General features: G+C 65.0%; 21 protein-coding genes. 12 read left to right on the top strand and 9 right to left on the bottom strand.

Annotated features, from left to right (window positions below; genetic code table 11):
• Position 1: 1 nt before the first annotated feature.
• Positions 2 to 793: a TonB family protein gene (locus AAFG16_RS29455; protein WP_342730906.1), complete on the top strand. Its 792-nt coding sequence runs from the start codon at positions 2 to 4 to the stop codon at positions 791 to 793.
• A gap of 33 nt (positions 794 to 826) precedes the next feature.
• Here AAFG16_RS29455 and AAFG16_RS29450 read toward each other — a convergent pair whose 3' ends face one another.
• The 3 genes from AAFG16_RS29450 to AAFG16_RS29440 all read right to left on the bottom strand — a co-directional run bounded on the left by AAFG16_RS29450 (position 827) and on the right by AAFG16_RS29440 (position 2,929).
• Positions 827 to 1,249, bottom strand: coding sequence for a hypothetical protein (locus tag AAFG16_RS29450; protein ID WP_283087003.1), 423 nt, complete (start codon positions 1,247 to 1,249; stop codon positions 827 to 829).
• A 61-nt stretch (positions 1,250 to 1,310) separates the two neighbouring features.
• Positions 1,311 to 1,991 carry a site-2 protease family protein gene (locus tag AAFG16_RS29445; RefSeq protein ID WP_283079980.1) on the bottom strand — a complete coding sequence of 227 codons (681 nt, stop codon included), beginning with the start codon at positions 1,989 to 1,991 and terminating at the stop codon, positions 1,311 to 1,313.
• Positions 1,992 to 2,062: 71 nt separating this feature from the next.
• Positions 2,063 to 2,929 (bottom strand): LysR family transcriptional regulator, encoded by an 867-nt coding sequence (locus AAFG16_RS29440; protein ID WP_342730904.1) that lies wholly within the window; start codon positions 2,927 to 2,929, stop codon positions 2,063 to 2,065.
• A gap of 90 nt (positions 2,930 to 3,019) precedes the next feature.
• On the opposite strand from AAFG16_RS29440, the gene AAFG16_RS29435 reads away from it, so the two are divergent.
• Positions 3,020 to 3,919, top strand: coding sequence for a DMT family transporter (locus tag AAFG16_RS29435; protein ID WP_342730902.1), 900 nt, complete (start codon positions 3,020 to 3,022; stop codon positions 3,917 to 3,919).
• 8 nt (positions 3,920 to 3,927) lie between these two features.
• Here the strand turns inward: AAFG16_RS29435 and AAFG16_RS29430 are convergent, their stop codons facing one another.
• The 6 genes from AAFG16_RS29430 to AAFG16_RS29405 form a co-directional block, all read right to left on the bottom strand.
• Complete coding sequence (locus AAFG16_RS29430; protein ID WP_283079977.1) at positions 3,928 to 4,320, bottom strand: GFA family protein; 393 nt, start codon at positions 4,318 to 4,320, stop codon at positions 3,928 to 3,930.
• Positions 4,321 to 4,323: 3 nt separating this feature from the next.
• Positions 4,324 to 5,475, bottom strand: coding sequence for a serine hydrolase domain-containing protein (locus tag AAFG16_RS29425; protein ID WP_342730900.1), 1,152 nt, complete (start codon positions 5,473 to 5,475; stop codon positions 4,324 to 4,326).
• 27 nt (positions 5,476 to 5,502) lie between these two features.
• Complete coding sequence (locus AAFG16_RS29420) at positions 5,503 to 6,249, bottom strand: SDR family NAD(P)-dependent oxidoreductase (protein ID WP_342730898.1); 747 nt, start codon at positions 6,247 to 6,249, stop codon at positions 5,503 to 5,505.
• Positions 6,250 to 6,266: 17 nt separating this feature from the next.
• A complete protein-coding gene (locus AAFG16_RS29415) occupies positions 6,267 to 6,998 on the bottom strand; it encodes an SDR family oxidoreductase (protein WP_130362352.1) in 732 nt (243 codons plus the stop codon).
• Between the two features lie 164 nt (positions 6,999 to 7,162).
• Positions 7,163 to 8,992, bottom strand: coding sequence for an IlvD/Edd family dehydratase (locus AAFG16_RS29410; RefSeq protein WP_342730895.1), 1,830 nt, complete (start codon positions 8,990 to 8,992; stop codon positions 7,163 to 7,165).
• A gap of 122 nt (positions 8,993 to 9,114) precedes the next feature.
• Entirely contained in the window at positions 9,115 to 10,215 is a 1,101-nt protein-coding gene (locus AAFG16_RS29405; protein ID WP_283079973.1) for a LacI family DNA-binding transcriptional regulator, read from the bottom strand.
• 203 nt (positions 10,216 to 10,418) lie between these two features.
• Here AAFG16_RS29405 and ugpC point away from each other — a divergent pair, with 203 nt between their 5' ends.
• The 10 genes from ugpC to AAFG16_RS29355 all read left to right on the top strand — a co-directional run bounded on the left by ugpC (position 10,419) and on the right by AAFG16_RS29355 (position 20,383).
• The gene (gene ugpC / locus AAFG16_RS29400; RefSeq protein WP_130362355.1) at positions 10,419 to 11,486 is read left to right on the top strand and encodes a sn-glycerol-3-phosphate ABC transporter ATP-binding protein UgpC; all 1,068 of its coding nucleotides are present in this window, start codon (positions 10,419 to 10,421) and stop codon (positions 11,484 to 11,486) included.
• 39 nt (positions 11,487 to 11,525) lie between these two features.
• Positions 11,526 to 12,845, top strand: a complete 1,320-nt coding sequence (locus AAFG16_RS29395; protein ID WP_283079972.1) for an ABC transporter substrate-binding protein — start codon at positions 11,526 to 11,528, stop codon at positions 12,843 to 12,845.
• Positions 12,846 to 12,909: 64 nt separating this feature from the next.
• Positions 12,910 to 13,863, top strand: a complete 954-nt coding sequence (locus AAFG16_RS29390; RefSeq protein WP_051377944.1) for a sugar ABC transporter permease — start codon at positions 12,910 to 12,912, stop codon at positions 13,861 to 13,863.
• Positions 13,856 to 14,782 (top strand): carbohydrate ABC transporter permease, encoded by a 927-nt coding sequence (locus AAFG16_RS29385; protein ID WP_283079971.1) that lies wholly within the window; start codon positions 13,856 to 13,858, stop codon positions 14,780 to 14,782. Before AAFG16_RS29390 ends, AAFG16_RS29385 begins: the two co-directional genes overlap by 8 nt.
• Positions 14,783 to 14,849: 67 nt before the next feature.
• A complete protein-coding gene (gene denD / locus AAFG16_RS29380) occupies positions 14,850 to 15,836 on the top strand; it encodes a D-erythronate dehydrogenase (protein ID WP_342730890.1) in 987 nt (328 codons plus the stop codon).
• A gap of 29 nt (positions 15,837 to 15,865) precedes the next feature.
• A complete protein-coding gene (locus AAFG16_RS29375; protein WP_342730888.1) occupies positions 15,866 to 16,831 on the top strand; it encodes a sugar kinase in 966 nt (321 codons plus the stop codon).
• A gap of 13 nt (positions 16,832 to 16,844) precedes the next feature.
• Positions 16,845 to 17,495: a bifunctional 4-hydroxy-2-oxoglutarate aldolase/2-dehydro-3-deoxy-phosphogluconate aldolase gene (gene eda / locus AAFG16_RS29370; protein ID WP_342730886.1), complete on the top strand. Its 651-nt coding sequence runs from the start codon at positions 16,845 to 16,847 to the stop codon at positions 17,493 to 17,495.
• Between the two features lie 62 nt (positions 17,496 to 17,557).
• On the top strand, positions 17,558 to 18,727 hold the full coding sequence (locus AAFG16_RS29365) for an acetyl-CoA acetyltransferase (protein ID WP_342730884.1): 1,170 nt from the start codon (positions 17,558 to 17,560) through the stop codon (positions 18,725 to 18,727).
• Positions 18,728 to 18,851: 124 nt separating this feature from the next.
• Complete coding sequence (locus AAFG16_RS29360) at positions 18,852 to 19,058, top strand: hypothetical protein (RefSeq protein ID WP_027557405.1); 207 nt, start codon at positions 18,852 to 18,854, stop codon at positions 19,056 to 19,058.
• A gap of 125 nt (positions 19,059 to 19,183) precedes the next feature.
• Positions 19,184 to 20,383 carry a CoA transferase gene (locus AAFG16_RS29355; protein ID WP_342730881.1) on the top strand — a complete coding sequence of 400 codons (1,200 nt, stop codon included), beginning with the start codon at positions 19,184 to 19,186 and terminating at the stop codon, positions 20,381 to 20,383.
• The last annotated feature ends 85 nt before the right edge of the window (positions 20,384 to 20,468 follow it).

The raw sequence follows: 20,468 nt of genomic DNA, 5'->3' as shown, positions 1-20,468 counted from the left end.
GATGTCCGATCCTGTGACCGAGGTGAAAACGCCGCGGCGGCTCTGGGTTCTGGCCGCGGTGGCAGCGCTCGTCCTCCATGTTGGCGGCGCCGCGCTGGCGCTGGCGAATTTGCGGGCGGACGACGGCGACGACGGCCTCGGGGCCAACGGTGCGGAATTCGCCGTCGAAATGACCTCGCCGAAGCTGCCGGAGACGGATCTGCCGCCGGGCCCGGATAGCGAGGCCTCGCAGTTTCAGCCGCAGCAGATGGAGCAGAAGGCCGAGCTCAAGGAGACCGATCTCCCGAAGGAGATGCCGCAGGAGGCCGAGGACCCCGACCGGCTCGTGACCGAGAACGACTCCAAGAAGCCGGTCGAGGACACGACGAAGGTCGCCAAGGTCGAAACCCAGGCCGTCGAGGAAGCGCCGAACTCGGTCGAGTCGGCCAAGCAGGCGTTGAACGAGACCGCGCGCGAGGACGAAAAGGCTGCGGCCCCTCATCAGGGCATCGGCAAGGACATTCGGAAGCTGACAGCGGAGTGGGGCAAGCGGATCAGCGCCTATTTCGAGCTTCACAAGCGCTATCCCAAGGACAAGAGCAAGACGACGACGGTCAAGCTCAGCCTGGTGTTGAACCGCCGCGGCAACGTGGTCTCGGTCGATGTCACGGAGTCCTCAGGCGATCCGGCTTTCGATAGCGAGGCCGTCTCGATGGTCCGCCGCTCCGATCCGGTACCGGTTCCGCCGGCCGAGCTCACGGCCGATCAGTTTGCCTTCAGCCTGCCCGTGAACTTCAAGAAGCCGGCGAAATAGCTTGGCTCGGATCTTGGCCCGTGTCTTGGCGCGTCAGCGCCAGTAGAGCCTGATCCCGACATAGACCACCACCAGGCAGGCGAAGATCAGCGCCACCGGCAGCGGCCGCTTCTGGGTTCCGCTTGCGGTCGCCGCCCCGAAAAAGCTGACCTTCTTCGGCTTCGGCGCCGGGCGCCGGAACGCGGTAACATTGTCCGCGGCCGGCTCGGCTTGGCGGGGGCGGACGTCAGGCGCGGTTCCCGCACCGCCCATCTCGGCATAGTACGCCTTGTAGATCGCGCCGATGGTGGCCTCGGTGGCTTCACCCTCGCTCATCCGCGCCAGCAGGTTCTTGTAGCTGGCGAGGAACTCCTGGGCGTCTGGAGGCAGCGCGGACGCCCCGTTGAGCTTGGCCATCATCTTCCAGGTGGCAAAATCGGCGCGGGCACGGGTGTCCGCGCGTCGCGCGATCAGCATATCGGCAGCTTTGACCAAGTCGGCCTCTGGCCCTTCGGCTGGAATTCGGGTGTTCAGTCAACTACGCATTGCCGGTCAGGAAGAGAACAGCCTGAATCACATATCCGGTCAACGTCCGCAGTATTGCTGAAATAACATCAAGATTTAGACCGAACTGCGAGCCCGCCAGCGGCAGCAGGATCAAGAGGCCGATCAGGATCAGCATGCCGAACGGCTCGAGTCGGGCCAAGGGCAAAGCGAGCGGTCGCGGCAGCAGCCCGACCGCGACGCGGCCGCCGTCGAGCGGCGGGATCGGCATCATGTTGAACACCGCCAGGACCGCGTTGATCAGGAGCGCGTTCTTGAGGTTGTCGAAGATCCATTGCGCCGCGCCGGTAGGCGCGAATGGCAGGGCGTGCAGGGCAAGCGCGGCCGCGAGCGCCAGCAGGATGTTGGTGGCAGGGCCAGCCAGCGCCACCCAGACCATGTCGAGCCTCGGATGGTTGAGCTTCCGGAAATTCACCGGCACCGGCTTGGCATAGCCGAACAGGAACGGCGAATGCGCAAACAGCAGCATCGCCGGCAGGATCAGGGTGCCGAACGGGTCGATGTGCCGGATCGGGTTGAAGCTGACGCGGCCGAGCTGCGCGGCTGTGTTGTCGCCGAGACGGTGCGCAACGAAGGCGTGCGCGGCCTCGTGAAAGGTGATGGCGAGCACCAGCGGCAGCACCCAAACCGAAATGTCATAAAAGGAAATGTTCACGGCTCGTCGATCCCGGTTTGCGCCTCGTGGCCTTGCAGCCAACCCGGCCAATCCGGTGGTGAGGCAACGCGTCAGGGCAGGATATGGGACGCTGGTTGCGAAATCCCAAGCTGTAGATGATCCGCCAGCAGGCCGCCGGCACGCGACAGGTTGCGTGCGCGGTGCAGGCGGATGTCTGCCGCAGGCAACGGCGGCAGGCCGTCCGACAGGCTATGCAGGCTGGCGGGCAGGGTGCCGGCTTTCACCACCGTAATCGCAAGGCCCTGCGCCGCAATCGCTTCCACCGCCGCCAGTGTGCGGCTGACAAAGGCGAGCCGCCAGGGCCGGCCGGCGGCATCCAGCGCCTCCGCGGCCCATTGCCGGAACAGGCAGCCTGGCGGATAGAGTGCGACCGGCAGCGTATCGCGCGCTCCGGCTGGATAGGACGCGCCCGCCGCCCACACCGCCTGCTCGCGCCGCAGCAGCTCGCCAGCGCCTTGTCCTTCCGGATGCATGGCGATGACGAGGTCATAGGCCTCGCCGAGCCTTGCTGGCATAGTCGCGGTCAACCCGGTCTCGATCTCGACCCTGACGTCCGGATGGCTTTTGGCAAAGCGCGCGAGCAAGGGCGGAATGACGATCGTGCCGTAATCGTCCATCACGCCGAGGCGGACCACGGCTTCGTGCTTGCGTGCGCGGAGTGCGCCGATTGCTTCCGCATTGAGGTCGAGAAGGCGCCTCGCATAGACGAGGAGTTCGTCGCCTGCTGTGGTCAGCACGACGCCCGCCCTGGTACGTTGAAACAGCGTTGCACCAAGCCGCTCCTCCAGGCGCTTGATCTGGACGCTCACCGCCGATTGCGTGCGGTGGAGCGTCGCGGCAGCGCGTGTGAACGAGCGATGTTCGGCAACGGCGACAAACGCCTTCAGCAGGTCGGGATCGAGAACAGGTGCGATCATGATGAAAACTTATCCTGGCATGACAGAAATTCCATTCCCTGTTTCGGCGCGTCTCATATGCTCGCCCGCAAAGCAGTCGGGGGAGGGAGCGTGGGCGAGACTTTTGGCGTTCTGGCCGCGGTGCTGTCGAGCGGCCTTGGCGGCACCTCGATCGGCGCCACGCGGTACCTCGTGGGCAGCATCGACCCGCTCGCGATCGGCTCGTTCCGGTTCGGCATCGGCGTTCTCCTGCTGCTGCCGCTGACGTTGCTGCGCGGTGATCGCTGGCCGGGGCGTGGCGACTGGCTGGCCGCCTTCGCCCTCGGCATTCTGTTCTTCGCCGTGTTCCCGATCCTGTTCAACGCCTCGCTGATCTTCACGACGGCCGCGCGTGGCGCGCTCGCACTGTCGACGCTTCCCCTGCTGTCGCTCGTGATCGGAGCCGCACTCGGTGCCGAAGCCCTGACCTGGCGTAAATCGATCGGTGTCGTGATCGCGACGCTGGGCGTTGCGGTTGCGCTGCTCACCGACCTGACCTCGGCGCCGCCGGGTGCCTGGCGCGGCGATCTCCTGATGATGGCGGCTGCGCTATGCATGGCGCTCTACGGCATCTGGTCGAAGCCGCTGATCCGCCGCTCCAGCCCGATCGCTTTCACCACCATGAGCATGGCGGCGGGCGCGGCCTGCCTCATCCTGCTCTCGTATGGCCGCGGCAGTTTTGCGCCGGTCGCAAGCTTCGGCGCGCCGCAATGGCTGGCGGCGTCATATCTCGGCGCGTTCGGCGCGGCGCTGACCTTCTATCTCTGGGCCTTCGCGCTGGAGCGGACGACGCCGACGCGCGTCGCCATCTCGGTGACGGTCAACCCGATCACGGCCTCGCTGGTCGGCGCCTGGTTGCTGCACGAACCGCTGCGGTGGAATCTCGCGGCCGGCATCGTCGCGGTGTTTGCCGGAATCTGGATTGCGACCACGACGGGCCGGCGCGTTGAAGCGGCCGGCGCCTCAGGCTGATCGCGACCTCACGTCGGGATGGTCCCCGGATATTGCACCAGACCGTCATCGAGCTTCAGCCAGGCGAGCTTCTCGCTCACCCAGATGTGCTCGGTCGGCGTAAAGGCGTTGCGATCATCGAAGGTCGCAAGCGAGACACCGGCGAGCGTGCCATTGCGCCGCCAGGCGAACAGGCGCGTGCCGCAGCGCTTGCAGAAGACGCGGTCGATGTTCTCGGACGACGCATAGCGCTCGGTCTCGCCCTCGACCGTCAGTGCGCGCTGGTCGAACTGCGCGCGGGCGAAGAACGGCGAGCCCATCGCCTTCTGGCACAAGCGGCAATGGCAGATGCGGACGTTGAGCGGCTCGCCCTCCGCCTTGAACCTCACCGCGCCGCACAGGCATCCACCTTCCCGGATCATGGCTCAGGCCACCCGCCATTCGCCGACCTGGCGCGCCATGCTCCAGTTGAGATCGTCAAGATCGCCATCCATGTTGGAATTCCCGCGTCTGGTGTTGGTGAAGGCAGCCCAGCAGAAGCCGCCATGGGTGCGCACGGCGATCGTGCTCGTGCCCGGCAGACTGCCATTGTGCCACCAATTGCCTGACTTGTTGACACAGAAGCCCTTGGCATAGTCCGGGCTATAGCTGGGTGCGGTGGTCATGACCTGGATGGTGTGCGGCCGCAGGATGTTCGCGGGCCTGGTGTAGCCGTCGACATGCATCAGGAACTGGACGAGATCCGACGGCGTCGCGATCCAGCCGCCATGGGAATCCATCCGCCGCACTTTCATGTCGTAGGGGCTTTCGCCCTGGCCGTAATAGGCGACTTCGCCGGCCTGGCGCTGGTCGCGCGTGTTGCCCGCTATCGTCATGTCGGTGACGCCGCAGCGCGCCAGCACCTCGCTGCGGACGTGCTCGGCATAGAGCTGGCCGGTGAGCTTCTCGATCACGCGCCCCAGCACGCAATAGCCGAAATTGGAGTAGGCGTAATGCTGGCCCGGCGGCCGGTCCAGCGGCCGGTTGGCGAGCGTCCAGGCGATCAGCTCGGCATGATCCATCCGCGGATGGGTGAACATGGGATCGCGGTTGTCGTTGCTCCAGCCGCCGCCAGTGTGGGTCAACAGATGCTCGAGCGTGATCTGGTCGATGCCGGCAGAGTAGGGCGGCTGCCCGTAATCGGTGCCCAGCAAAGCGCCTGGGCCGAACACGCGATCGGTCAGCTTGAGACGGTTCTCCTCGATCAGGCGGAAAATCGCGACCGAGGTGATCATCTTGCTGACGCTGGCGATCCGGAACAGATGTCGCGGCGTCACGGTCTCGTTGCGCTCGCGGTCGGCAAGCCCGAAGGCATCCTCGTGGACGACAGTGCCGGCATAGCCGATCGCAAAGGACAGCGCCGGCACGTCGTATTTGTCCATGAAGCTGCGCGCGAGCCGCGCCATGGCGCCGCGCTCGGCCGGCGAGGGCGGGCGGATGCTCGGCGGGTTGGGCGCGAGTTGCGCCAGCGCTGGGCACGACAGCAGCGGCAGCGCGCCCGCTGCGAGCTTCACGAAGTCCCGTCGCCGAAATTGCATGGTCCGCCCCCTCGGGCGGCCCATGCCTCAGTAGGTCGCCCGTCCACCCGAAATATCAAACACTGCGCCGGTGGAGAAGGCACAATCTTCGGATGCGAGCCAGCTCACCATCGCGGCGAGCTCTTCCACCTGCACGAAGCGCGCTTTCGGGATCTTTGACAGCATGAAGTCGATATGCTGCTGCGTCATCTGGTCGAAGATCGCGGTCTTCGCCGCGGCCGGCGTCACCGCATTCACCAGGATGTCATGCGCGGCGAGCTCCTTGCCGAGCGATTTGGTCAGCGCGATCAAGCCGGCCTTGGACGCCGAATAATGCGAGGCGTTCGGATTGCCTTCCTTGCCGGCGATCGAGGCGATGTTCACGATCCGCCCGTATTTCCGCTTGAGCATTTCAGGCACGATGGCCTTGCAGCAGATGAAGGGGCCGTCGAGGTTGATCCGCAGGACTTTCCGCCATTCCTCGAGATCGGTCTCCCAGACCGGCTTGTTGACGCCGGCGATGCCGGCATTGTTGACGAGGATATCGATCTTGCTGAACGCGGCCAGCGTCGCATCGCGGGCCTGCTCGACTTCAGCGGTGTCGGTGACGTCGACCTTGAAGACGCGGACGTTGTCGCCGATCTCTTTCGCGGTTTTCTCGGCCAGCGCCGCGTCAAAATCCCAGATCGCGACCTTGGCGCCGGAGGCAACGAATCGCTCGGCGATGGCGCGGCCAAAGCCCTGCGCACCGCCGGTGACGACGGCGATACGGCCATTGAGATCGATCTTGTTCATGCCGGGTGCCCCTGGCGTCAGAGCATGTAACCGCCGTCGACGACCAGATCGACGCCGGTGGTGAAGGCGCTCTCGTCGCTGCCGAGATAGACGGCCATGGATGCGATCTCCTCGGCGGTGCCGAGGCGGCCCATCTTCTGGCGCGAGATGAACATCTCCTTGCCCTGGGGCCCTTGCGCGGCGGCGCGGTCGAGCATCGAGGGCGTCTCGACGGTGCCGGGGCAGATCGAGTTGCAGCGGATGCCCTTGGTGATGAAGTCGAGCGCGACCGCGCGCGACAGCAGCGACACCGCGGCCTTCGACGAGCTGTAGACATAACGGTTCGCCGGCGGCCTCAAGGCCGCGCAGGACGAGATGTTGACGATGCTGCCGCCGCCGCCCGCGATCATGTCGGGCAGGAAGGCCTTGATGGTCCGGTGCATCGACTTGACGTTGAGGTCGAAGGAGAAGTCGAAGTCTTCTTCCGAGCACTCCAGGATGGTGCCGTGATGCACGAAGCCAGCCGCGTTGAGCAGGATGTCGATCTTGCCGACGCGTTTGGCAAACGCGTTGACGTCGGCGGTGTTGCGGACGTCGAGCTTTGCGACTTCGGCAATCCCTTCCTTGGTCAGGCCAGCGATGCCGGCCTCGTTGATGTCGGTGGCGATGACGGTTGCGCCTTCACGCGCGAATGCGATGGCGCATGCACGCCCGATGCCTGCTGCCGCAGCCGTGACGACCGCGCGCTTTCCCTTGAGGCGATCTGCCATTTTGTTCTCCCTTGTGTTCATTAGAATGCCAACCCCACGTCATTGCGACGAGCTCGTGACAAAATTGCGCAGCAATTTTGCACTGTAGCGACGAAGCAATCCAGACTGCCTCTGCGGACAAATCTCTGGATTGCTTCGCTTCGCTCGCAATGACGGTGTGGCTGCTAGTGATTATCCCGCGCCACGCCAAAGGTGCCGGCGACGTTCTGGTAGCGCGTGGCGAGCTCCATGCAGGCACCGGTCGATTGCTGGCCGACGGTGTTGCGATAGATCTCCTGCCACGGCGTCTGGTTCGGCGGATGCTTGAAGCCGCCATTGGCCTTCAGCTCGGCGTGGCGCTTCTTCAGCTCCTCGTCCGAGATCAGGATGTTGGCGCTGCCCTTGTTGAGGTCGATGCGCACCTTGTCGCCGGTCTTGAGGACCGCAAGCCCGCCATTGGCGGCGGCTTCCGGCGAGGCGTTCAGGATCGAGGGCGAGCCCGAGGTGCCGGACTGGCGGCCGTCGCCGATGCAGGGCAGGGACAGGATGCCGCGTTTGATCAGCGCCGCCGGCGGCTGCATGTTCACGACCTCGGCGCCACCGGGGTAGCCGATCGGGCCGGTGCCGCGGATGAACAGCACGCAGTGCTCGTCGATGTCGAGCGAGGCGTCGTCGATCCGGTCGTGATAATCCTCCGGACCCTCGAACACGATGGCGCGGCCTTCGAAGGCGTTGAGGTCCTTCGGGTTGCTCAAATAGCGGTCGCGGAATTCCTTGGAGATCACGGAGGTCTTCATGATCGCGGAATCGAACAGGTTGCCCTTGAGCACCAGGAAGCCGGCGTCCTTCACCAGCGGCTTGTCGTAGGCCCGGATCACGTCGTTGTCGGGCTTGGGCGCATCCTTGCAGTTCTCGCCGATGCCGCGGCCGTTGACGGTGAGCGCGTCCTCGTGGATGCGCTTGTGGTTCATCAATTCGCGGACCACGGCCGGCACGCCGCCGGCGCGGTGGAATTCCTCGCCGAGATAGAAGCCGGCCGGCTGCATGTTGACCAGCAGCGGCACGTCATGACCGTGCTTCTGCCAGTCGTCGATCGACAGCTCGACGCCGATGTGGCGGGCCAGCGCGTTGATGTGGATCGGCGCATTGGTCGAGCCGCCGATCGCCGAATTGATCACGATGCAGTTCTCGAACGCCTTGCGGGTCAGGATGTCCGAAGGCTTCAGGTCTTCCCAGACCATCTCTACGATGCGCTTGCCGGTCTCGTAGGCGATCTGGCCGCGCTCGCGGTAGGGGGCGGGGATCGCCGCGCAGCCCGGCAGCGAGAAGCCGAGCGCTTCGGCGAGGCCGTTCATGGTCGAAGCCGTGCCCATGGTGTTGCAGTGGCCGACCGACGGCGCCGAGGAGGCCACGATCTCCATGAACTCCTCATAGTCGATCTCGCCGGCGGCAAGCCGCTCGCGCGACTTCCAGACGATGGTGCCGGAGCCGGTTCGCTCGCCGGCGTGCCAGCCGTTCAGCATCGGGCCGCCCGACAGCACGATCGCGGGCAGGTTCACGGTTGCGGCGGCCATCATGCAGGCCGGCGTGGTCTTGTCGCAGCCGGTGGTGAGCACGACGCCATCGAGCGGATAGCCGTAGAGGATCTCGACCAGGCCGAGATAGGCGAGATTGCGGTCGAGCGCCGCGGTCGGGCGCTTGCCGGTCTCCTGGATCGGGTGGGTCGGGAATTCCATCGCGATGCCGCCGGCCTCGCGGATGCCTTCGCGGACGCGGTGCGCCAGCTCGATATGGTGCCGGTTGCAGGGGGAGAGGTCATTGCCGGTCTGGGCGATGCCGATGATCGGCTTGCCGGACTGGAGCTCGGCGCGGGTGAGGCCGTAGTTCAGGTAGCGCTCCATATAGAGCGCGGTCATGCCCGGATTATGCGGGTTGTTGAACCATTCCTGCGAGCGGAGGTGGCGGCGCGTGCCGTTACCGGCGCCCGCGTGCCCATTGGTTGGCTTTTTTGTCATTGGTTTCTCCTGCAATGCAAACGCACTGGCGTCCGTCTTGTGGTGTCGGCTTGTGCGATGCCCAACGGTGTGAGCGACGATGGGCCTGCCCGTTGGCGGGTCGTTTCCTCACAAGTCCGATACTAGTCATGGCCGCTTGGTAACGCTACCATTTTGTTCGCGGCGGCCCCGCCAGATGCGGCTGGCCGATTGTCCGAATGCCGCGCCGACGAGCTTTGCCGCTCGATCACCTTGAAGCCGAGATCGAGCACCGGCTGCTCCGGCCGCCGTCCGTCGATCGCATCGATCAGCATGGTGGCGGCGGTTTTGCCCATCTCGTAGCGGTTGGTGCGCACGCTGGTGAGCGTAGGGACGGCGGAGGCCATGAATTCGAGATCGTTGAAGCCGACGATCGCGATCTGCTCGGGCACCGCGATCTCCCGGCGCCGGCATTCGAACAGCACGCCGAGCGCGAGATCGTCATTGGCGCAGAACACCGCATCGAGGCCGGGCTCCCGCGCCAAGAGATCGGTGAACAGGGCGCCGCCGAGCGTCACCGAGGTCGGCGTCGCCGTGGTGACGACGAGGCGCTGCTCGAACAGGCCGGCATCCTTCATGGCCGAGACATATCCGTCCAGCCGCCGTTGCACCCTGGGATCCATGCGCGCGCCGACGAAGCCGATCTTGCGGTGGCCTTGCGCGAACAGGTGCGCGACCGCGGCGCGGGCTGCATCATAGTGCGAAAAGCCGATCATCATGTCGACCGGATTGGGCCCGATCTCCATGATCTGCACGATCGGGCAGTCGGCCGCCTCCAGCATCGCGCGCGATTCCGCGGTCTGGTCGATGCCGGTCACGATCAGCCCGGCCGGCTTCTGCGCCAGAAACAGGCGCAGCAGCTTCTCCTCCTGGAGGATGCTGTAGCGCGTGTTGGATAACTGGATCGAGTAGCGGCCGCCCTCGGAGGCGTCATAGATGCCGCGCAGCACGTCCGAGAACACGTTGTTGGTGAGCGAGGGGATCAAGACGCCGATCACTTCGGTGCGCTGCGAGGCGAGCGCCCGTGCCGCCAGGTTCGGCACGTAGCCGAGCTCCTTGGCCGCGCTCTCGACCCGCGTCCGCTTGGCAACCGACAGCGCCTCCGGATTACGGAAGAAGCGGGACGCGGTGATCGGGCTGACGCCGGCAAGCTCGGCGACTTCGGCCAGCCGGATTTTGCCTGACTTGGTGCGTTTTCGACCCATTTGCTGCTCTTTAGCATAGCCAATGTCGAAACCAAAGGATCGTTGACAGCGCTACCAGCAGCGACTAACCAAAGACAAATTGCCAAAACCGCACAAACTGCCGACAATGTCGCCTGCTAGGTTCGGGCTTCGGGTTGGCGAAGTCTGAAAAACAAGACGGTCGCGGCGCTAGAGGCGTCGTGGACTTTCGAGGAGGGAGCTAGATGTCGTCTGTGCAAATCCGCGACGTGCGGAAATCGTTCGGCAATTTTGAAGTCCTGCACGGCGTGACGATCCCGATCGAGGACGGCCAATTCGTCGTCCTGGTTGGCCCCTCCGGTTGCGGCAAGTCGACGCTGCTGCGCATGCTCGCCGGTCTCGAGAACATCACCTCCGGCACGATCTCGATCGGCGACCGCGTCGTGAACAATGTCCAGCCCAAGGAGCGGGACATTGCGATGGTGTTCCAGAACTACGCGCTCTATCCGCACATGACGGTCGCCGACAACATGGGCTTCTCGCTGAAGTTGCGGAACGCGAGCTCCGACGAGATCAACAAGCGCGTCAAGCGCGCCGCCGAGATCCTCGCGCTGTCGCCGCTGCTCGATCGCTATCCGCGCCAGCTCTCCGGCGGTCAGCGCCAGCGCGTCGCCATGGGCCGCGCCATCGTGCGCGATCCGCAGGTCTTCCTGTTCGACGAGCCCTTGTCGAACCTCGACGCAAAGCTGCGCGTCGCCATGCGCACCGAGATCAAGGAGCTGCACCAGCGGCTGAAGACGACCACGGTCTACGTCACCCACGACCAGATCGAGGCCATGACCATGGCCGACAAGATCGTCGTCATGCATGACGGCATCGTCGAGCAGATGGGCACGCCGCTCGAGCTCTACGACAAGCCCGACAACCAGTTCGTCGCCGGCTTCATCGGCTCGCCCGCCATGAACTTCCTCAAGGGTCATGTGCGCGTCAACGGCGTTGCGACGTTCGAGGGGCCGAACGGCGTCAAGCTGCCGCTCAAGACCGCGCCGGCGGCGTCCGACGGCCGTCCCGCGGTCTACGGCGTGCGGCCCGAGCACTTCACCATCGCCGATGACGGCGCCGAGGCCGAGATCATCGTGGTCGAGCCGACCGGCTCGGAGACGCAGGTGTTCGCCAAGGTCGGCGGCGAGCAGGTCGTTGCGGTGTTCCGCGAGCGCCACCAGTTCAACCCGGGCGACAAGGTCCGGCTGAAGCCAGATCCGTCGCTGGTTCATTTATTCGACGACGCGACAGGCAAACGCCTCAACGCGTAAAAGACCAAGACAAGAAAAAAGAATCACAGGGAGGACGACATGCAAGACTTTACCCGCCGGACTCTGCTTCAAGGCGGAACGGCTCTGGCCGCGACCGGCATGCTGACCGGTCCGGCACTGTTCGACTTCGCCAAGGCCTGGGCGCAGAGCGCGCCCTGGAAGGCGGAGCCGGGCGCCAAGCTGACCGTGATGCGGTGGAAGCGCTTCGTGCCGGCGGAAGACGATGCGTTCAACGCGATGGTGGCGGCGTTCAAGACCGCGACCGGCACCGAGATGAACGTGTTCAGCGAGTCCTTCGAGGACGTGCAGCCGAAGGCCTCGGTTGCGGCCAATACCGGCTCGGGACTCGATCTCGCCTGGGGTCTGCACACGCTGCCGCAGCTTTTCCCGACCAAAGTGCTGAAGATGAACGACGTCGCCGATTATCTCGGCAAGAAATATGGCGGCTGGACCGATGCGGCGGCCAAGACCTGCAAGCTCGGTGACGACTGGCTCGGCATTCCCGTCGCGACCAACGGCGGTTACATGACCTACCGCAAGTCGGCGCTCGACAAGGCCGGCTTCAAGGAATTCCCGAAGGACTTCCCGGGCTTCCTCGAGATGTGCAAGGCGCTCAAGGCCAACAACACCCCGGCCGGCTTCGCGCTCGGACATGCCTCGGGCGATGGCAATTCGTGGCTGCACTGGGTGCTGTGGGGCCACGGGGCCTACACGGTCGACCAGAACGACAAGATCATCATCAATTCGCCGGAGACGGCGAAGGCGCTGGAATATTGCAAGGCGCTCTACGAGAGCTTCATTCCGGGCACTCCGTCCTGGAACGATTCCTCCAACAACAAGGCGTACCTCGCCGGCGAGCTCTATTGCACGGCGAACGGCATCTCGATCTACGTGGCGGCCAAGACCGACGCGTCCAAGAAAGAGCTGGCAGAGGATACCTATCACGCGCTCTGGCCGGTCGGCCCGATCGGCAAGCCGACCGAGTTGCAGCTCGCGCTGCCGATCCTCGCCTTCAACTTCACCAAATATCCGAATGCGTCGAAGGCCTTCATCGCCTTCATGCTGGAGAAGGAGAACTACGAGAAGTGGCTGGACGGCGCGCAGGGCTATCTCACGCAGACCCTGAACGCCTATGAATCGGCACCGATCTGGACCGCCGATCCCAAGAACGCCGTGTTCTCGCAGGCTTCCAAGCGCACGCTGCCGGCCTCCGGCATCGGCACGGTCGGTGAGAAGGCGGCGACCGCGATCGCCGACTTCATCGTCGTCGACATGTTCGCCAACTACTGCACCGGCGCCAAGGATGCGAAGGGCGCGATGACGGAAGCCGAGCGCCAGCTGAAGCGCATCTATCGCTGACGGTCACGGGGCGGGCGGCCTTCCGGCCGCCCGCTCGTCAACATTTCGATCAGGGATATCGGGCATGGCTGATGTCGCAATTCCCCGGGCCAAGCCTCAGATGAGCGAGGACAGCGCCTGGACCCAGCTCAAACACAATCGCAACTGGCTCGGCTTCTGGTTCATGGTGCCGGCCATGGCGTTCCTGATCTTCTTCCTGGCCTATCCGCTGGGGCTCGGCATCTGGCTGTCCTTCACGGACACCCGCATCGGCAGGGTGGGGCACTTCATCGCGACCGAGAACTATGAGTGGCTGTGGGACGATTCCATCTTCTGGCTGTCGGTGTTCAACACGCTGCTCTACACCTTCGTCGCCAGCGCCCTCAAATTCGCGATCGGGCTTTATCTCGCGCTGTTGCTGAACGAGAACATGCCGTTCAAGGCGATGTTGCGCGCGATGGTCCTGATCCCCTTCATCGTGCCAACGGTGCTCTCGGCGCTGGCGTTCTGGTGGATCTTCGATTCGCAATTCTCCATCATCTCCTGGTCGCTGAAGCACCTCGGCTTGATCAACCAGAACATCAATTTCCTCGGCGACACGACCTGGGCACGCATCTGCGTGATCTTCGCCAATATCTGGCGCGGCGTGCCGTTCGTGGCGATCACGCTGCTCGCGGGCCTGCAGACGGTGTCGCCGTCGCTCTATGAAGCAGCAACGCTCGACGGCGCCACGCGCTGGCAGAATTTCCGGTACATCACCTATCCGCTGCTGACGCCGATCATCGCTGTCGTGATGACCTTCTCGGTGCTGTTCACCTTCACCGACTTCCAGCTGATCTGGGCCATGACCCGCGGCGGACCGGTCAACGCCACTCATCTGATGGCGACCCTGTCCTATCAGCGCGCGATCATCGCCGGGCAGCTGGGCGAGGGCGCCGCGATCTCCAGCGCCATGATTCCGTTCCTGCTCGCCGCGATCATGGTCTCATGGTTCGGATTGCAGCGTCGGAAATGGCAGCAGGGAGAGAGCAATGACTGACCTGCCCACCAGATCCATCGATCTCAAGAATGTGCTGTCGGGCTCGGCGCCTACGGCCGATCACAGCGAGGGCATGAGCTACCTGCAGTCGGTGCCGCGCCGGCTCGTGACGCTCTATCTGCCGCTCGCGATCATCGTCATCGTTCTGCTGTTCCCGTTCTACTGGATGGCGCTGACGTCGGTGAAACCCGACGATCAACTGCTCGATCTCGACAGGTACAATCCGTTCTGGACCTGGAATCCGACGTTCAAGCACTTCCACAAGCTGCTGTTCGAGAGCTACTACCCGCACTGGCTCTGGAACACGATGTACGTGGCCGTCTGTGCGACGGTGCTTTCGATCATCGCATCTGTACTCGCGGCCTATGCCATTGTGCGCTTGCGCTACAAGGGCGCCAATCTGGTCGGCGGGCTGATCTTCCTCGCCTATCTGGTGCCGCCGTCGATCCTGTTCATTCCGCTCGCCACCGTCGTGTTCCAGTACGGCCTGTTCGATTCGCCGCTGGCGCTGATCCTGACCTATCCGACGATCCTGATCCCGTTCTCGACCTGGCTGTTGATGGGCTATTTCAAGACCATCCCGTTCGAGCTCGAGGAGTGCGCGCTGATCGACGGGGCGAGCCGCTGGCAGATCCTGATCAAGATCGTGCTGCCGCTCGCGATTCCCGGCCTGATCTCGGCCTTCATCTTCTGCTTCACGCTGTGCTGGAACGAGTTCATCTACGCGTTGACCTTCCTGCAGTCGACCAGCAACAAGACGGTGCCGGTCGCGATCGTCAACGAGTTCGTGGACGGTGACATCTATCGCTGGGGGTCGCTGATGGCGGGAGCCCTGGCCGGCTCGCTGCCGCTCGTCATCCTTTACGCCTTCTTCGTGGAGCATTATGTCTCGGCGATGACCGGCGCCGTGAAGGAATGACCAGCGGGGCCCGCCTTGAGAGCGCGCCAGTAGCGGCGCGTTCCGGCCAATAAGAAGGAGTAGGCTCTTGCACATTCTGGTTCTGGGCGCCGCCGGCATGGTCGGCCGTAAATTGTGTGAACGGCTGCTGCGCGACGGCCGGCTCGGCAAGGGCGACATCACCAAATTGACCATGCATGACGTGGTCGAGCCGAAGAAGCCGGAGAAGGCTGGCTTCCCCGTCGAGACCGTCTCGGGCGATTTCGCGGTCCCGGGCGCGGCCGAGAAGCTGATCGCCGGCCGCCCCGACGTGATCTTCCATCTCGCCGCGATCGTGTCGGGAGAGGCCGAGCTCGATTTCGACAAGGGCTACCGCATCAATCTCGACGGCACGCGGATGCTGCTCGACGCCATCCGCCTCGCCGGCGGCGGCTACAAGCCGCGCGTCGTGTTCACGTCTTCCATCGCGGTGTTCGGCGCGCCGTTCCCGGATGCGATCGGCGACGAGTTCTTCCACACCCCGCTGCTCAGCTACGGCACCCAGAAGGCGATCGGCGAATTGCTGCTCGCCGACTATTCGCGCCGCGGCTTCCTCGACGGCATCGGCATCCGCCTGCCGACCATCTGCATCCGGCCCGGCCTGCCCAACAAGGCGGCATCGGGCTTCTTCTCCAACATCCTGCGCGAGCCGCTGGCCGGCAAGGAGGCGATCCTTCCGGTGTCCGAGGACGTCCGCCACTGGCACGCCACGCCGCGCTCGGCGGTCGGCTTCCTGCTCCATGCCGGCACCATGGATCTCGCCAAGGTCGGCCCGCGCCGCAACCTGACCATGCCCGGCTTCTCGGCCACGGTCGGCGAGCAGATCGCAGCGCTCCGGCGCGTCGCCGGCGACAAGGTCGCCGCGCGCATCAAGCACGAGCTCGATCCGTTCATCGTCGGCATCGTCGGCGGCTGGCCGCGCAATTTCGAGGCCAAGCGCGCGCGCGAGCTCGGCTTCACCACCGAAGAAAAATCCTTCGACGACATCATCCGCATTCACATCGAAGACGAGCTCGGCGGCAACTTCGTCGCCTGATCTAACCGATGAACAGCGTGGATATGACGATGGCGAGCGTTGCTTGCATCGGTGAATGCATGGTCGAGCTCCGGCAGGCCCAAGGTGGGCAGGCCGGGCAGGGCGGCGGCCTGTACTCGCGCGGCTTCGGCGGCGACACCCTCAACACGGCCGTGTATCTGGCACGGCTCGAGGTCAAGGTCGACTATCTCACCGCGCTCGGCGATGACGCCCTGAGCGATGAGATGATCGCAGCCTGGAATGCAGAGGGCGTCGGCACCCGCCGCGTCGCGCGGCTGCCGGGCAAGCTTCCCGGCCTCTACATGATCCAGACGGATGCCAAGGGCGAGCGCCAGTTCTTCCACTGGCGCGACAGTGCGGCGGCGCGCCAGCTGATGAGCCTGCCGGAGACGGACGAGCTGCTCAACTCGCTGATGAGCTACGACATCGTCTATCTCTCCGCGATTACGCTCTCGATCTACGATGCTCCGGGGCGCGAGCGCCTGTTCGCGGCGATCAAGCGGGCGCGCCTGCTCGGCACGCGCTTCGTGTTCGACACCAACTTCCGCGCGCGCGGCTGGCCCGATCGCGAGGTCGCGCGCGAGGTGTTCGCCACGGCATTTTCAGCCGCCGACATCGTGCTGACCTCGACCGAGGATCTGCTGGCACTCTACCCCGGCGAGAGCCATGAGCAGCTGATGGCGCGTATCCCGACGCCTGAGCTGGTGTTCCGCCTGGCCGAGCCGGTGAGCCGCCTGCGTTTCCCCGGCGGGACCCACGAGGTCCGTGCCGAGCCCATGACCAAGCCGGTGGTGGACACTACCGCAGCCGGCGACAGCTTCGCCGCGGCCTATATCGCCGCCCGGCTGGCCGGGTCGGAACCGGTCGAGGCCGCCCAGGCCGGGCATCGCCTCGCCAGCCTCGTGATCTGCTATCCCGGCGCCATCATTCCGGGCTATGCCATGCCGCCGAAGAAGCGGCTCCGGCCGGCGACCTCGCGCCAGGCGACCAAGTAAAGAAGCGATCAACATGCCCACCACTGCCCAACAGAACCACCTCGTCGCGCTGTTCCAGGCCGCGACCGTCATTCCCGTCCTCACCATCGAGCGTATCCAGGACGCCGTGCCGCTGGCGCGCGCGCTGGTGGCCGGCGGCGTCCGCACCCTGGAGGTGACCCTGCGCACCCCCGTTGCGATCGAGGCGGCGCGGGCGATGATGGCCGAGGTCCCCGAGGCGGTCGTCGGCATCGGCACGATCCTCAATCCGGCCGACTTCACCCGCGTCGAGAAGCTCGGCGTCGCCTTCGGAATCAGCCCGGGCCTGACCCCGGATCTCCTCGCGGCCGCCGCCCACAGCTCCCTGCCGTTCGCGCCGGGCATCGCCACCGCCTCCGAGCTGATGCTGGCGCTGTCGCACGGCTTCGACGTGGCAAAATTCTTCCCCGCCGAGCAGGCCGGCGGCATCAAGGGCCTGCGCGCCCTCGGCGGGCCGTTCCCGAACGTGCGGTTCTGCCCGACGGGCGGGGTTGGCGAAGCCAATGCGGCGAGCTGGCTTGCCGAGCCCAATGTGGTTGCGGTCGGCGGTTCCTGGCTGTGCCCGACGGCCGAGATCAGGGCGGGGAACTGGGCCGGCATAACTGCCATCTGCCAGCGCACCCTCCAGGCCCTTAAACCTGCGTGAAGTCTTGCCATCCCTGGGCTAAGACTTAGCTCAGGGCTAAGAGACCCCAGGGAGAAGAGACCATGACCGCCAGCATCGTCGGATGGGCGCATACGCCGTTCGGCAAGTTCGACACCGAAACCGTCGAAAGCCTCGTCACCCGCGTCGCCAACGAGGCGCTGGCTGATGCCGGCATTTCCGCCTCCGACGTCGACGAGATCGTGCTCGGCCATTTCAACGCCGGCTTCTCGCCGCAGGATTTTACCGCCTCGCTGGTGCTCCAGGCCGACCCGAAGCTGCGCTTCAAGCCCGCGACCCGCGTCGAGAACGCCTGCGCCACCGGCTCTGCCGCCGTGCACCAGGGTCTGCGCGCGATCGCCGCAGGGGCCGCCAAGATCGTGCTGGTCGTCGGCGTCGAGCAGATGACGCGCACGCCGGGACCGGAGATCGGCAAGAACCTGCTCAAGGCGTCCTATCTGCCCGAGGACGGCGACACGGTCGGCGGCTTTGCCGGCGTGTTCGGCAAGATCGCCAGCTCCTATTTCCAGAAATACGGCGACCAGTCCGATGCGCTGGCGCTGATCGCGGCCAAGAACCACAAGAACGGCGTCGCCAATCCCTTCGCCCAGATGCGCAAGGACTTTGGCTTCGATTTCTGCCGCGCCGAGAGCGAGAAGAACCCCTACGTCGCCGGTCCCCTGAAGCGTACCGATTGCTCCCTGGTGTCCGACGGCGCCGCGGCGCTGGTTCTGGCCGATGCCGAGACCGCCAAGGGCATGGCTAAGTCGATCGGCTTCCGCGCCACCGCGCATGCCCAGGACTTCCTGCCGATGTCCAAGCGCGACATCCTCCAGTTCGAGGGCTGCACGATTGCTTGGCAGCGTGCATTGGAGAAGGCGGGCCTGCAGCTGTCCGATCTCTCCTTCGTCGAGACCCATGACTGCTTCACCGTCGCCGAGCTGATCGAGTACGAAGCGATGGGCCTGACGCCGAAGGGGCAGGGCGCCCGCGCCATCAAGGAGGGCTGGACGCTCAAGGACGGCAAGCTGCCGGTCAACCCGTCCGGCGGCCTCAAGGCCAAGGGCCACCCGATCGGCGCCACCGGCGTCTCCATGCACGTGATGACCGCGATGCAGCTCGCCGGCCAGGCGCCCGAGGGCATGCAGCTCAAGAACGCCAAGCTCGGCGGCATCTTCAACATGGGCGGCGCGGCGGTCGCCAACTACGTCTCCGTGCTGGAGCCGCTGAAGTAAGCTCGCGTAGGGTGGGCAAAGGCGCGAAAGCGCCGTGCCCACCAGTTTCCTTGCGCTAAATCAAGGTGGGCACGCTTCGCTTTGCCCACCTTAACGCTCCTGATTGATTTGCGGAAAAAGCATCATGAGCAATGGCTACGAAGATTCAATTTCTCTTGAAGCACTCAACGACCGCATCGCGATCATCGAGGACAATATCCGCCAGCTGATCGAGCAGGCCGCGGCCGCCTCCGGCGAGCAGAACGAGTCGCGGATCGCCGACCGCATCAACCAGCAGAACGAAGAGCTCGACCGCCTCATCAAGATCCGCGAATCCCGCCAGAAGAAGTAGCATCGGCGTCGGCCTATGCATGCGGCCATACGCCGGCCGCCCTTGCGCGCGCGGCGTCGCTGCCTTTAGCTGGACCGAAATCGCGGGGCCGCTTTCAGAGAGCCCGCGCAATCGGGAGCGAACGAATGGGGCCGCTGAAGGGCATCAAGGTCGTCGACATGACCACCGTGCTGATGGGGCCCTATGCGACCCAGATGCTCGGCGACTACGGTGCCGACGTCATCAAGGTGGAATCGCTCGACGGCGACGTCACCCGCCTGATCGGCCCGACCCGCCATGCCGGCATGGGCCCGGTGTTCCTCAACACCAACCGCAGCAAGCGCTCGATCTGCCTCGACCTGAAGAAACCCGCGGGACGCGAGGCGGTGCTGCGGCTGCTGAAGGATGCCGACGTTCTCGTCTACAATGTCCGCCCGCAGGCAATGGCGCGGCTTCAGCTCGGTTACGACGTCGTCTCCAAGATCAACCCGCGCCTCGTCTATGCCGGCGTGTTCGGCTTCGGCCAGGACGGGCCCTATGCGGCAAAGCCCGCCTATGACGATCTGATCCAGGGCGCGACCGCGCTGCCGGCGCTGATGGCGCAGACCGGTGACGGCGTGCCGCGCTACGTGCCGAATGCGCTGGTTGACCGCATCGTCGGCCTCACCGCCGTCGGTGCGATCTGCGCCAGCCTCGTGCACCGCGACCGCACCGGCCGCGGCCAGCGCGTCGACATCCCCATGTTCGAGACCATGGCCGGCTTCGTCATGGGCGACCATATGGGCGGGCTCACCTATGAGCCGCCGCTCGACAAAGGCGGCTACGCCCGCCACCTCTCGCGCGACCGCAGGCCGTACAAGACCTCCGACGGCTATCTCAGCGTCATCGTCTACAACGACAAGCAGTGGGAGAATTTCTTCAACGCGACGGGGCGCGACGACCTCCGCGCCGATCCCAAATTCGCAACCTTCGCCGGGCGCGCCGCCAATATCGACGTCGTCTATGCCGAGCTCGCACGGATTTTCGAGACGCGCACGACCGCCGAGTGGATCGATCTTTTGACCAAGGCCGACGTGCCCGTGATGCCGATGCACGATCTCGCATCGATCCTGCATGATCCGCATCTCGAGGCGACCGGCTTCTTCCCGGTGGTCGAGCATCCGACCGAAGGCCCGATCCGCAGCATGAAGGTGACAGCGAGCTGGTCGGAGACCGAGGCCGAGCCTGTGCGGCTGGCGCCGCGGCTCAACGAGCACGGCGTGGATATTTTGCGCGAGATCGGATACTCCGCGGACGAAATTGCCGCGATGGTCCGCGATGGTGTCACGCGCATGGCGCCGGAGTAGGGGGAAGAGATGGCGATGACTCTCTCATCCGTCATTCCGGGGCGCGACGAAGTCGCGAGCCCGGAATCCATAACCACGATCGGGA

The sequence above is a fragment of the Bradyrhizobium sp. B117 genome, from assembly GCF_038969555.1.
In the GTDB taxonomy this organism is placed as follows: domain Bacteria; phylum Pseudomonadota; class Alphaproteobacteria; order Rhizobiales; family Xanthobacteraceae; genus Bradyrhizobium.
The sequence above is the reverse complement of the archived record's forward strand: the minus strand, read 5'-3'. Positions and strand labels throughout refer to the sequence as shown.